The organism is Sphingobacterium sp. B29, assembly GCF_001952815.1.
GTDB classification, from domain to species: Bacteria; Bacteroidota; Bacteroidia; order Sphingobacteriales; family Sphingobacteriaceae; genus Sphingobacterium; species Sphingobacterium siyangense.
This window is the reverse complement of the sequence record NZ_CP019158.1, coordinates 893,238-907,149: the sequence shown is the minus strand read 5'-3', so window position 1 is coordinate 907,149 and position 13,912 is coordinate 893,238. Positions and strand designations below refer to the sequence as shown.

9 protein-coding genes are annotated in these 13,912 nt (G+C 39.0%); 6 read left to right on the top strand and 3 right to left on the bottom strand.

Annotated elements, in window-relative coordinates; translation table 11 throughout:
• Positions 1-340: 340 nt before the first annotated feature.
• Positions 341-1,000, bottom strand: coding sequence for a helix-turn-helix domain-containing protein (locus BV902_RS03795; protein WP_075990847.1), 660 nt, complete (start codon positions 998-1,000; stop codon positions 341-343).
• 91 nt (positions 1,001-1,091) lie between these two features.
• Between BV902_RS03795 and BV902_RS03790 the strand changes: the two genes are divergently transcribed.
• The 6 genes from BV902_RS03790 (at position 1,092) to BV902_RS03765 (ending at position 10,285) form a co-directional block, all read left to right on the top strand.
• Positions 1,092-1,481, top strand: a complete 390-nt coding sequence (locus BV902_RS03790) for a YbjN domain-containing protein (protein ID WP_075994614.1) — start codon at positions 1,092-1,094, stop codon at positions 1,479-1,481.
• 4 nt (positions 1,482-1,485) lie between these two features.
• Complete coding sequence (locus BV902_RS03785) at positions 1,486-2,193, top strand: PspA/IM30 family protein (protein WP_075990846.1); 708 nt, start codon at positions 1,486-1,488, stop codon at positions 2,191-2,193.
• Positions 2,177-2,374: a DUF4177 domain-containing protein gene (locus BV902_RS03780; RefSeq protein WP_083663469.1), complete on the top strand. Its 198-nt coding sequence runs from the start codon at positions 2,177-2,179 to the stop codon at positions 2,372-2,374. The genes BV902_RS03785 and BV902_RS03780 overlap by 17 nt, the downstream gene beginning before the upstream one ends.
• Before the next feature lie 11 nt (positions 2,375-2,385).
• Complete coding sequence (locus BV902_RS03775; RefSeq protein ID WP_075990844.1) at positions 2,386-3,111, top strand: OB-fold-containig protein; 726 nt, start codon at positions 2,386-2,388, stop codon at positions 3,109-3,111.
• A 115-nt stretch (positions 3,112-3,226) separates the two neighbouring features.
• Positions 3,227-5,344, top strand: coding sequence for a flotillin family protein (locus tag BV902_RS03770; protein WP_075990843.1), 2,118 nt, complete (start codon positions 3,227-3,229; stop codon positions 5,342-5,344).
• A gap of 96 nt (positions 5,345-5,440) precedes the next feature.
• A complete protein-coding gene (locus BV902_RS03765; protein ID WP_075990842.1) occupies positions 5,441-10,285 on the top strand; it encodes a DNA repair ATPase in 4,845 nt (1,614 codons plus the stop codon).
• Positions 10,286-10,753: 468 nt separating this feature from the next.
• Here BV902_RS03765 and BV902_RS03755 read toward each other — a convergent pair whose 3' ends face one another.
• Positions 10,754-11,728, bottom strand: coding sequence for a hypothetical protein (locus tag BV902_RS03755; RefSeq protein ID WP_075990841.1), 975 nt, complete (start codon positions 11,726-11,728; stop codon positions 10,754-10,756).
• 458 nt (positions 11,729-12,186) lie between these two features.
• Entirely contained in the window at positions 12,187-13,893 is a 1,707-nt protein-coding gene (locus BV902_RS03750) for a bifunctional alpha/beta hydrolase/class I SAM-dependent methyltransferase (protein WP_075990840.1), read from the bottom strand.
• Positions 13,894-13,912: the final 19 nt, after the last annotated feature.

The following is a 13,912-nucleotide window of genomic DNA, read 5'->3' as shown; positions in this document are numbered from 1 at the left end:
AGCGCAAAAGTTTTACGTTGTTATCGAACTAATTTAATTACAATGCCCGACTTCACAAAATTTTTTGTGAGCATTAACATCTGCAGTCCTGATTTTGTAGTCTTCTTTTCTTGCGGGAAAGTCGGCATCAGATCAACCTCAAGGCCGCTTTTAGCAGGGGTGTTACAAGGGGTTAACAGGGGGTTAACAGGGGTATAGCAGGGGTAAATCCCTGCAAACCCCTTGTTAACCCCCTATAAGTATAGTACAACAACACCATTAACCTAGAATATGGTAACAATATGTAAATACGCTCGATACCGGCAATACCAAATAAACAGCAGGGAAAAGTTCCACGCAATTATATTCGCTCAAACTTGGCATACAATTTCCAGAAATATGCTTTCTCTCCCAAAGTGAAATCAACCTTCTTCCAGACATTTAAGGCTAAACTAATCTCCTTTTCCTGCAAACTGTATTTTCCAATAAAGAACTCTTCCTCGGAAAAATACAAACCAAAGGCCTTATCCAAAGTATGTAAGCTTTGAACATCAACTTCTTCAAAAAACAAAATGGATTGAGGGCTAGCCAAAAAATCGCTCGGTACCGGAATAGCGTCAGCATATTCGATTGCGATGAGACGGCTCCTACTTTGCAAAGGAAATTCAATTATCGGAAGCTCATCTAATTTCGAAAAATGAGTACTCGCTTCAAAAATAGCATCCCGTTCCAGTAGCGGGATTTGTAACAATCTTTTACGTCCAATAATAGAAACATTTGGTTCAAAATAATCATTGAAATTAAGAATTTCATTGACAGATAGATTTTTTTCAATAAGATGCTGCACAGGAATGCCAAAATAATTTGCAATCTTAAGAACAATCTCAATTTTTGGTTCCGCACGCATTTCTTCGTAAGACGAAATATTACCTCTAGTAAGATTAAAAACATCCCCAAATGCCTGTTGGCTCATTCCTTTCACTTTTCTTAATTTCTTAATATTGTTCCCTACGTTACTCATTTTAAAAAAAATTGAATTTTTATTGCAAAATATTTTTGCATTTTTATTACCTTTATGCAAAGAATATGTGCAATATATAAAAAACTTGATTATGTACTTCTCAAAAATTGAAAATTATATCGCCAACATCGGTTACACCATTACCCATAAGGATACAAAAGAAGGAATCTTTGTCATCGAAAATGAAGACGACGGAATTCGTAACCTCATTGTAGGCATTGCCCAACCCATCTTGATTTTTGAGCAATACCTTTTTACAATCAGCAATGACAGCATGGATATGTTCAAATCACTATTGATAAAAAATAGAGATATTATCCACGGCGGATTTGCGTTAACGGAAGATGGTACCAAAGTTATATTTCGGTATACATTACAAATACATAATCTCGACCAGAACGAATTTGATGCAGCCATCAACTCGCTGAGTCTGTTGATGAGTGAATATTATAATCAGTTAATAAGTTTTTCAAAATTATAGAATAATGAATATTTTTAAGAGAATTTTCAGAATCGGTCAAGCAGAGATCCACGCAGTCGTGGACAAAATGGAAGACCCCATCAAAATGACGGAACAAGGTATCCGTGAGATGAAAGAGGACCTGGAACAATCGTTGGAAGCTTATGCTAAAGTGAAGGCCTTAGCCATACGTACCCAAAACAATTGTGAAAAGAAAAAAGAAGAAGCCAATGAATTTGAGAACAAAGCTATTCTATTACTCCAAAAGGCACAAAAGGGGGAGCTGACGGCAGAAAAGGCCGAAGGTCTGGCAAAGGAAGCGCTGTTGTTGAAAAAACAGTTATTAATCGAAGTTAGTGAACTGGAGAAACAAGCTGTGATTCATCAAAGTTCAGCCGATGAGCTGCACAAAAATGTAGACATTCTCAAATTCAATATATCGAAATGGGAAGGTGAACTCTCCACATTAAAGGCACGTGTGAAGGTCTCTAACGCAGCTAAAATGGTCAATCGGCAGCTCGCGAATATCGATTCAAATAGTACGATTTCCATGTTAGAACGCATGAAAGAGAAAGTCGAGGAAGACGAGGCACTAGCGAAGGCCTATGGTGAGATTGCACTAGGCAACAAAAGTAAAGTTGATGAGATTAACGAGACCATCGGCGGGTCTGAAGCCGTCAACAACGAATTAGAAGAACTAAAAAGAAAATTAAATAATGATGAAAAGATTTGAGTATAAAACGCTAAAAATTGAACCTAAGGGTTTCTGGGGAACAAAGTTGGACTCCGAAAAAATTGATGAAATCTTAAATGATCTTGGAAATCAAGGCTGGGAATTGGTAACCATGCAGGACGTTGAGGTCAATGGCAGTTCCTGGTCGTTCCATTACACATTCAAAAGGGAGAAAATTTAAACAATAACACGATGACGGAACTGATCAATATCTTATTTAATCCATTATCCAATGGAATTATGACAGTCTTAACTGGCATGTCTGTAGTGTATTGGTTATTTATGTTTCTGATGGGTGATGGAGTACATCTCTTTGATGCCGATGCAGATATAGACCTGCATCCTACGCCTGATGTCACGGACGTCGATGGCTCACATGATATCGCATCTGAGGGGGGCGATCATGCGCACCATCATCATTCGGATACCGACGCTAATACAGAAACCGGCTTTTTTGCAAAAGCAATGGATTACATAAATGTTGGCAAAGTACCCATCATGCTTATTGTAACACTATTCAAATTTATAGGCTGGATAATTACCATTGTTTCTTCGCTCTTTATCGATGTTGCTTCTTGGGGAATAAAGTCTGTATTAATCCTAATCCCCGTTTTCATTGTTACATTTATATTAATGCATTTTCTGACCAAACCCTTAGCTAAAATGTTTAAAACTATAGGTTACAATGGCGAAGAAAGTCACGATTTTCTTGGTCGCATGGGTAAAATGAGAGCCAGTATTGAAGGCAAGAAAATAGGTTCTGCCGAATTTATCATCCAACAGGACCCTATTCGCCTCAATGTTGTCAGCCACAATGGGGAGAAAATAGGCTACGGAGACGATGTCATTATTGTTGACGAATCCAAGGACAAGAAATATTATTATGTGACCAAAGAAATCACGATAGACAATATTTAATGAAAAAAGAAGAAAGGACTCGACACCTAAACAACTGTTCTAAAAGAACGGGTTTTTATTCCTTTACATCCTAATCGTAAACCCAACTATTAAAATCTAAATAAATACAAATCATATGCTATATCAACCTCTTTTATTTTTAAGTGGCTTAAACGGAATTATACTTTTAATTGTCGGATTGGCTGTCTTTTTAATTTTTGCATTCTTTGTTGTATTGAGTGCATTCTATAAGAAAATTCCACAAGGGAAAGCAATTGTCCGTACTGGTGTTGGTGGTACAAAAGTAGCATTCAACAAAGGAATGTATGTTGTACCCGTATTTCACAAGATGGAGATCATGGACATCTCAATCAAAAAAATTGAGATTGCCCGTATGCAAGGTGAAGGTTTGATCTGCAAGGACAACATTCGTGCAGATATCAAAGTTGCTTTCTTCGTTCGCGTCAATAAAAGTGTGGATGATGTGATCAATGTTGCCCAAAATTTAGGTTGTGATCGTGCAAGTGAGCCGGAAACATTAAAAAGCATTTTTGAATCTAAATTCTCCGAGGCCCTAAAAACAGTCGGTAAGAAATTTGATTTCATCGAATTGTATGAAGCCCGTCGGGAATTTCGTGACGAAATTTTGGATATCATCGGAACTGACCTGAACGGTTATATTCTAGATGACTGTGCAATCGACTATCTTGAGCAGACAGATATTGAGCATCTCAATCCAAACAATATCTTAGACAGTGAAGGCATTAAAAAAATAACGGAGCTAACAGCCAAGCAAAATATCAATGCAAATTTTATCCGTCGTGACGAAGAGAAGTTGATTAGAAAGCAAAACGTGGAAGCTCGTGAAGCGATTTTGGAACTTGATCGTCAACTTGCTGAAAAAGAAGAAAAACAAAAACGGGAAATTGATAACATCAGAGCACGCGAAGAAGCAGAAATAGCAAAGGTCCGTGAAGAAGAACGTCTCAAGTACGAAAGTGTCCGGATTTCTACCGAAGAGCAACTGGCAGTACAGGAAGAAAATAAGCTGCGTCAGATTATCATTGCTGAGAAAAACAAACAGCGCACGGACGCAGTGGAAGCAGAACGCGTAGAGAAAGACCGTGCTTTGGAACAAACTGAACGTGAACGGATTGTTACCTTAGCCCAAATCGACAAAGAACGCTCAATCGAGACGGAGAAGAAAAGTATCCAAGGTGTTATCAAGGAACGCGTACAATTGGAGAAAGGGGTTATTGAAGAGCAACAAGGCGTCCGAGACATCGAAGTATTCCGTGAAGTAGAACGAAAGAAACAAGCTGGTGTTATTGCGGCATCACAAGAAGCAGAAGAAAAATTAATATCCACTGTTAAGGCGGCCGAAGCTGCAAAAATTGCTGCAGAGCAGGAAGCGGAGAAAAAAGTAATCGATGCCGAAGCCGCTCGTAAAATTGCCGAAAAACGTGCTCAGGAATTATTGATAGATGCTGAAGCGAAAAAAGAAGCATCGCTGAAGGAAGCCGAAAGTCGTAAGATTATTGCTGAAGCACAAGCCAAAGAGGAAGCCGCGCTTGGCTTATCCGAAGCTGAAGTAATGGTTGCAAAAGCCGAAGCCGAAGAAAAACAAGGTACCGTTGAAGCTAATGTGATCGAGAAGAAAGCGGAAGCAATGCGTAAGGAGGGCTTAGCACAAGCGGAAGTTGTTCGTGAGAAAGCGCTTGCCGAAGCAAAAGGTATCGAAGAGAAAGCTGAGGCGATGAAGAAATTGGATGGTGTGGGCAGAGATCACGAAGAATTCAAATTGCAATTGCAAAAAGAACGTGATATTGAACTCGCACACATCAATATCCAAAAAGACATTGCTCAAGCACAAGCTGGCGTATTGTCGGAAGCACTTAAAACGGCAAAAATAGATATCGTTGGTGGCGAAACCATGTTCTTTGAGAATATCGTCCGTCAAGTTTCCAATTCCAAAGGTTTTGATCACTTGATTGACAACTCTAAACATGCCACAGCTATTAAGAATTCACTGATAGGTCCAGATGGACAAGGAGACCTTGCAGAGAAGGTGCGTGGATTAGCCGATAAATATGGAATTTCCACAAACGATATAAAGAACCTCACAGTTTCAGCAGCATTGATTAAACTTCAACAAGCGGCGACTGACGCTGAAAATGGCGAAGACAAAAGCTTTATCAATTCTTTATTCGGATTAGCGAAAAACTTGGGAATATCCAATAAAAAGCTGTCGTAATTAATACCCATTATTACCTGCAGATAATGTTCATAATCACTGCAGGTAATAAATAATGATTCTACCACATATACAAAGTCGATAAAGCTCAGTTTTATGCCAGAAGAAAACGTAACAAATCAGAACGACTCCCTTGATCAAGGTGCATACGAGATTATTCGGAAGCGACTTCTTACACAAAAAGAAGAGCTTTCTATCAAACTCCAGCAACTAAATAATGCCCGCAAGGAAGTCTTTAATGCGACAAGTTTTATACTCAAGGCCAACCAACGGATCACCACAGAAAATAACTGTGTTGCTCGCGGTATTTTAGCCCTGGACAATCTATGTATATTCGGTTATAACGTCCATTTTGGGTTACGTACCGAAATTAAACTCGAAGATGTTTTCAGTGTATATACGTTCGAAAACAATCAATTTATCCCACAATCGCTCGATCTGATCAATGATCCTAATTTCATTGGCGATTATCAAAATTTATATAAATACTATCGCGACTCGATCTTTTCCAAGTTTCGACGTACGGAAAACTATCTTTATATGGTCTTTCAGACCAGCAAAAATCCTGCTGACCTGAAGGCATTCAAGTGGTTGATTAAAGACGGAACGCTCCAATATCAGGACGACCGCAGCATTCATGAGGTTAAATTGCCTAATCAGTTTGAGTTTGACTGGACAAAAACAACCTTGGAAGACCGTCGCCTCGGAAAACACCCGCACATTTCCATTAAGGACAAGATCTTTATAGAAGCGATCAATGGCGATATTACTTTTAAAATTGAAAACAATACCGATACGGGAAAAGGAATCTTCTCCGAAAAAGTTTCAAACGCAGACCAACAACTGGATGATGCGGATTACTACTATGCAGACCTTGGCAATTTGATTGCCGTTCGTATTAAACCGTATCAAGAAGATTTCCGTGCATTTGTCTTTAACCAGCGGACAAAGGAAGTAGTAAACCTTAAATCGCTGAATGAATCGGCCATTCTACTGCCCGATAATCAAGGAATCATTTTTTCTAACGGATACTACCTGCAGAATGGCACCCATAAAATCTTTGACGTCCAGTTTGACCAGGTTAGTTTTCTTAGGCGCATAGCATCACCAAACGGCGAAGACTTTCTCTATATCTTTTGTCAGGAGGAAACGAATACCTACATCTTACTGTCTTATAACATCATTCAGCAGCATGTCGAAACTCCGATCATCTGCAATGGCTTCACCCTTTTCAAAGACGGTAGTTTAATTTACTTCCGCACAGAGGCTGAAGCAACACGACATCATCAGGTTCAGATCTGGGAAACCCCTTACATGGCGGTACTCAAAGAAAATGAGCTAAAAAAAGAAGATCCGCTTTATAAGGTCGGTAATAAACAGATCGTACAAGTCATGGCCGAGGCACAAGAAGTCATACAGCTCATCAACAAAGAAGACAGTTATGAAGGTCTTTACGAGGATATACTCAAAAAATCGACTGTCCTACTTGACTCCTATTTTTGGATAAAGGATGAAGCCTTGTCAAATCTTGGGCAGCCACTCGCACAGATCAAGGAGGTCGCCAATACAGCAATTGATGAATTTGTTAAGGTCCAAGCCCAACGTAAATACGCCACAGAGCTCAATAGCAGTGCCGAGAAGAAAATGGAGGAGCTTACCTTTTCCATCAATAGTACAGTAGTCGAGAAGCTTGATCAACTTGTTCATCAACTGGCAGATTCACGTCGTTTACAGGGCGAAATCATTGACCTCAAAAATGTCAAATATATTGATGTAGTCCGCATCGATGCTTTACTCGATAAACTACAGTCAATCACCACCGAACTCGCCGAAAAGACAATTGCCTTCTTGCTTCGCGACGAGGCTTTACACCCCTATGAGCAGAAAGTGGAGCAACAGAAAAACAATGTTGCTGCAATTATCAAAGTCTATGACGCCAAGGCGATCGAGGAAGCCAATTCGGCTATATCGAGCGAGCTGGAGCTGTTGATCGATATTCTAAACAGTTTAAAAATCGACGACTCCACTCAAACCACCAAAATCATCGAAAAGATAGCTGTTATTTTCTCTTCCTTGAATGAAGTCCGGTCGCAGCTTACACGCAAACTCAATTCATTAAAAAGTACGGAAGCCATTGCAGAATTTTCTGCCCAACTTACGTTACTGGAGCAGTCTGTCACCAACTACCTTGAACTCTCTACGACAACACAAAAAGTAGACGAGTATTATACCAAGGTCATTGTTCAACTGGAAGAACTTGAAAGTAAGTTCTCAGAATTTGAGGACTTCGCCCTGAAGATAGCAGATAAGCGCGATGAAATCATCAAAGCATTTAATTCCCGCAGAGAGCAAATCGTTGAACAGATCAACAAACGAAGCTCTTCACTCGAACAAATTGGCCTTCGTGTATTAAAGAATATCGAAAACAAGTCAAAGACATTTGCAACGCGTGAGGAAATCCTAAGTTTCTTTGCTTCAGATTTGATGATTGACAAAATCAGACAACTTGTGCAAGAACTGAAAACGCTCAGTGATGTTTCAAAAGCTGAAAATCTTGAAAACCTACTCAAAAAATCTCAAGAGGATGCATTACGCGTTTTACGTGACAAGAATGATCTTTTTGTAGATGGAGAGAACATTATTGCTCTTGGTAAGCATAAATTTGCCGTCAATAATCAGTCACTCAGTTTAACGCTCTTGCGCAAAAATGACGAAATATACTTCCATCTTACCGGAACGAGCTTCTATCAAAAAGTCAAAGGTTCCGAAATTGAAAACTTTAGAGATATTTGGGATCAGGAACTGATTTCCGAAAACAAAGATGTATACCGAGCTGAATATCTCGCTTATAAAACATTCCTTGCTTCTAAAGGACAGCACGATTTTGATGCCAACCTGTTTATCAATCAGACTGTCGAGCAAAGTTATTCGGAAGGTTATGTCAAAGGAGTGCATAATTTTGATGCCCTGGTAATCTATGATACCATCAAACAGCTAGACAGCAAGCTTGATCTTTTACGTTACGATCCTCATTTGCGTGCTATGGCGCAGTTGTTTTGGCATTCACTGGCCCAAGACCAACAGGAAAAACAGAAAGCGTTGATTCAGTCTACACACGCCGTATTAAAAGCATTTCCAAATTCCACACGCTACCAATCTGTCGTTGAGGAACTCACAAAATTATTTAACAATTGGGACACTCATTTGGATCGCTCGACAATTAATGGAGAGGAGATCGCGAGCTATCTTTTCCAGACTTTCACAAGCTACAGCAAGTTTGTCGTCAGTGAGCAATCGGATGAACTGAAGAAGGCTTTCATCAGGCTATTGGAAAACAAAAAGAGTTTCAAACTCTTTGAAGCAGATATTCAGCATACACAATTTAGCCTCGTAGACCGTTTCTATTTGACTTTAAATTGGCTAAATTCTTTTATCGACGAGAACAGTGACTACCAGGCTTTCCACAAGTACATTGAGGAAACTGCAGTCACACTTCTTTATCCAAAAGATGAATACCAATTGATCATCGCCAAAGACAATGCCCTCATCCAGGGATTAAAGGGAAATCATCCGATCTTGAACAATGGAGAAGAACAGATTCAATACCATCAATTTCTGCGTAGGTTGAAGACATTTACCGAATTGAATGCCCCTCGTTTTCAAGAATTCGCTTCTTTGAAGGAGCAGCTTGGAAAAACATATGCCAAGGAGCTGAAAATCGGAGAATTTGAACCAAAAGTCTTAACATCTTTTGTCCGAAATAAGTTGATCAACGAGGTTTACTTTCCATTGATCGGAAATAACCTGGCTAAACAACTTGGGGCAGCTGGCGACAATAAACGTACCGCCAGAATGGGTATGCTTCTCCTCATTTCTCCACCAGGTTACGGAAAGACAACATTGATGGAATACCTCGCGAAAACAATGGGATTACATTTTGTGAAAATCAACGGACCTACAATTGGACATTCCATTACTTCGATTGATCCTGTGGAGGCCAAAACTTCCGGGGAACGTGAGGAACTTAAGAAGATTAATCTTGCTTTCGAAATGGCCGACAATGTGATGCTCTACCTCGATGATATCCAACATTTGAATCCGGAATTTCTACAGAAATTTATTTCATTGGCTGACGGGCAACGTAAGATCGATGGTATTTTTGAAGGCGAGAGTAAAACATATGATTTGCGCGGGAAAAGATTCTGCATCGTAATGGCTGGAAACCCCTATACAGAAAGCGGGTCCAAATTTCAGATTCCAGATATGCTTGCCAACCGTGCCGATGTCTACAATCTAGGGGATGTGATCGGTGATACCGAAGCACTATTCAATCTAAGCTTGATCGAAAATGCGGCGATTGAAAACAGCTACCTAGAGAAAATAGCAAGCAAATCCTTCAACGACTTCTATGCTTTAGTGAACTATGCGCAATCGGTGGCAGATCAACTTCCCGATTTAGAAGGCAATTACCTGAAGCAAGATATCGATGATTTTATAACGGTATTAAAACATGTTTTAAAGATCCGAAATATTGTTATCAAGGTCAATCAAAATTATATTCAAAGTGCGGCCATGCAGGACAATTACCGAACAGAACCGCCGTTCAAAATGCAAGGATCCTACCGGAATATGAGCAAGCTCGTTGCGCAAGTTGTGCCCATGATGAACGATGAGGAGATTGATCAGGTTCTCCTCGCACATTATGAAAGCGAGTCACAAACCCTTACTGCCGATACAGAAAGTAATCTTCTAAAATTGAAAGAACTCGCTGGATTGATAAACAATGTGGAACAAGAACGCTGGGAACACATCAAACAAATCTTCCGCAAGAACAATAAACATGGTGGTTTGGCCAAAGATGATAAGGTGTTTGCACAAATGCAGGACTTTAATGAAAACCTAGAGGGTATCATACAGGCCATTCGTGCTTATAAGAACTAATATTTAACATTGCTATTCCAGTGGACTTTACCTATCTATTCAGCTGGAATAGCAGTATTTCTGATACGAGTACTGTCAAATATTTTTTAAGCATTAGCTATTTTTAGGTTGATCAATGATTATCTTTGATAGTATCAAATGATAGTATCATCATAATGAAACCACCGTATATTATTACAAGTGAAACTTTAAAATTAGTTAGTTCTATTTCAGAAAGAATAGGAGAAATTAATGCTGCTCATTTATATAAACCCAGTACGGAGCTACGAAAAAAGAACCGTATAAAAACGATTCAATCGTCTTTAGAAATCGAAGGTAACACGTTAACTGAGGAACATATAATGAAAACAGCAAATCTATATTTAACATTCGGCTATACATTTAGTTCTTCTTGCTGACATTCGATGATATGATCACCCTTCTCAGGATATTTAGTATGATATTTCGTTTCTATAATTGTTTTGCACTCTATTGTACTATTTCATTAGAACCAAATAATACGACCATCTTCTGCGCGAAGGCTATTTTAGCAATGTCCAATAAACGTTCAAGTTCCACCATATCCGGAATGTGACGTTTCATACGCAATGTATCTTCATCTAAATCTTCAAAATCGGCTACACGCCAATTTATATAAGCATCAATATCTTTCTTGATCTGCCCCCGTAATTGTGGTAGTACTCTCGCTGCCATTTCTTCAAGTTCCTTACATGGGCGATTTAAATTCGGAACATTTAATGAAAAAGTATCGATTACCAAACGGTAAATCTGTTTTAAACAAGACGATAAAAGGGTATGGGCAAGATCCGCAACAATTTCTTCATCACAAAGCAGGGTGTTACATTTTTCTAAAAAATGCTCGATTATCTTAACCCTGTTATTGAACTTAGACCAGAAATTATCTTTAAAATTTTCCAGAGACTCCCCATCGGGTTCTACCAAACGATAGGGACTTCCCGAAAACACTAGAAATTTAGATCGACAATGGGCAATATTGTAATAGCACCCGTCTTCCATTTCTGCTTCCCATCGATCTCCCGAAAAGATATTAAACACGAGGGTACTCTGCTTCAAGCACACCAACTCAAGAACACTTTTTACGATCGGTTCATTCCGATCTAAATCATATTCCCAGCCATCCAATACCAAAATAATCTCTACATAAGGTTTAACTTGGTATTTTTCTATAGCAGGGTGTGGTATCAGGAAAATCCGATTTGGCTCCAAAACTGCGACAATGAGATCTAAAAGTGGTTTTAAAGCAGAATACTCTCGATCTATTTGGAGCAATCCGCCAATTTCACGCATCCATCGTTCAAATTCACCGCTCCGCTCTCCAGGATGGAGATAGATATGGTTCGTTGTTTTCTGATTTTCATTTTTGGTAACTGGCCCATTATTTTCAATTCTTAATCCACCACTACCATTCACAACATTATTCATAATCATAAAAATTTATATTGGTTTATAATTTTCTCACGCATTCGAAATGTTACTAGACCGACCCGAAGCACGAGACTCAAAATTATTTTATATCTAAAACAAATGTAAAGATATTCTATACAATTATAAAATTTTTAAATAAAATATTTTATAAAAGAAATATTCAGTAAGGACAATAAGCATGGTGGATTGGCCAAAGACGATAAGGTATTCGGACAGCTACTAGACTTCAATGGAAATTTGGAACATATTATCCAGGAGATCAGAGAATATAAGAATCAGATATCCATTTTACTTACCTCCATTTAAAAAAAAACTGAGATAAGCAAAATCAAAGCTATTTCAATAAAAAGTTCCCGAAATGGGACTTTTTATTGAGTTTGTTATAAGATTAAAAAATATTGAGAGTAAGATTAAAGAAAATACTACTAAGCTATGAGCTTTTCAATCTTTTACGATTACCCGCCCTTCACAGCCCCCGAAGAGACTGTAAATATGCCAAAGTCGTCGATTAGCATACGCTCCTTAACGACTCCATTGTAGGCCATCAGACGGTCTAATTCTTTCTGCGAACGGCGGCGCATCACCCAGTCTTTTTTCTGATGACTGTTTAACACGTAAGCAATCATCTTTAACTGTGGATGCCATGGCTGTCCAGTATAAACCAAATGACTGCTTTCTTCACAAATCGAAGTTGCACCTTTTACAGCCCTACTTGCCAATTCATTGTCACCAAAAAGTTCAAAAATACCTGAGATAATAACAATGTTAGGCTCAAATTCCAGTTTGGAATAGGTAGCTGGATCAAAACAATCATAGTTGGTAAATCGTATTCCCTGCAATCCGTTTCTACGGATAATCTTCTCTCCTACGGCAATATTTGACAACAGGAATTCATTAATCACGATTTCGGCCTCGGGATATTTTTCTTTAATATCAAATAAGTAATTTCCGGTTCCACCCGCAATGTCCAATATCTTAACGGTTTTCCCAGCAGCTTTAACTTTTGTTATATGCTCTTCCAGCAACTGTAACAAGTGTTGTTTTCGAATGCGAATTCCTTTCCAGCCGATGGCCTCCAGATAACCACGGTCGAGGATGCGGCCAAAGCGGTTTTTACCCTGCGATTCATTGCGATAGACGTAATCCAGCGATATCCCAGAATCAAATCCAAACTGCAGGCCTAAATTCATTCCTTTACTTAAGGAACCTATTTTACCCAATGCCCATTTCTGGACCGCATAATTCAATTTTTCACCCGCAGGAAGTAACTTATGGTATAATTGTTCATACTCTTTCACCGAAAACTCATCGGGTTCAAGCGTCAGCTCAGGACTTTGTCGGGCATAGGCCTTGTCGATAAAATTTCGCAGATACTGGTACACCTTCTGCCGGTTTGTTTCAAATAGAATCCCATGGTAGAAATTACGTAATGTAATAAAGGTCTTCAACTTTGAAGCAATTGTCACAAAGAATTTTTTCTGTATCGAATTTTTGACCACATAATCTTTTTCAGCAGAAAGGACAATCACAGGAATATCAATCGCCGCAGCGTCTTCAACGATACGCTCGCCAGCTTTTAATAGATCAACCAACAAAGCGCCATTGATAGATTTGGAAATCAAAGGATCGGCATCGTAAGCCTTCTGCTGGTCTATATCGTGAGTCAACACGTTAGATTTGACATAACTCTGGATAATCAGATCTTTTTTTAGCTTTGTTCCCAAAGCAATCATCTGATTTGCCAAGGGCACATATAATTTAATTTCAAATGCAGGTGCCAACAATGCAATACCTGCGACTTTAGGAGCAAAATCATGTACCCAGGCACTGACAACAACTCCTGCAATACTATTGGCGATAACGAAAATGTCTTTCGGATCAACCAAATATTCACGGCCTATATAATGAACGAAACTATCTAAATCCCGTACATAATCCATAAAGATTGGTGAAACTGGTTCTTTCGTATAACCATGTCCGCGCAAATCAAATGCAAAGATTGAATGATCGGCAAACTGTGGATCCGTAGCCATCTCCTGCAGACGTTCCGAATGCTCATGCCCACGGTGCAGTACGATCAATGCCCGCTGTCCGGCCTGATAATTCCAAACGCGATATAATAACTCCCCTTGATCAAAACTCTTGAAGTAACCTGATTTCATGTATAATTTTATTGACTAA

Coding starts and splice junctions, on each gene's coding strand:
- BV902_RS03795 (WP_075990847.1), bottom strand. CDS start 1,000: ATGAGTAACGTAGGGAACAATATTAAGAAATTAAGAAAAGTGAAAGGA.
- BV902_RS03790 (WP_075994614.1), top strand. CDS start 1,092: ATGTACTTCTCAAAAATTGAAAATTATATCGCCAACATCGGTTACACC.
- BV902_RS03785 (WP_075990846.1), top strand. CDS start 1,486: ATGAATATTTTTAAGAGAATTTTCAGAATCGGTCAAGCAGAGATCCAC.
- BV902_RS03780 (WP_083663469.1), top strand. CDS start 2,177: ATGATGAAAAGATTTGAGTATAAAACGCTAAAAATTGAACCTAAGGGT.
- BV902_RS03775 (WP_075990844.1), top strand. CDS start 2,386: ATGACGGAACTGATCAATATCTTATTTAATCCATTATCCAATGGAATT.
- BV902_RS03770 (WP_075990843.1), top strand. CDS start 3,227: ATGCTATATCAACCTCTTTTATTTTTAAGTGGCTTAAACGGAATTATA.
- BV902_RS03765 (WP_075990842.1), top strand. CDS start 5,441: ATGCCAGAAGAAAACGTAACAAATCAGAACGACTCCCTTGATCAAGGT.
- BV902_RS03755 (WP_075990841.1), bottom strand. CDS start 11,728: ATGAATAATGTTGTGAATGGTAGTGGTGGATTAAGAATTGAAAATAAT.
- BV902_RS03750 (WP_075990840.1), bottom strand. CDS start 13,893: ATGAAATCAGGTTACTTCAAGAGTTTTGATCAAGGGGAGTTATTATAT.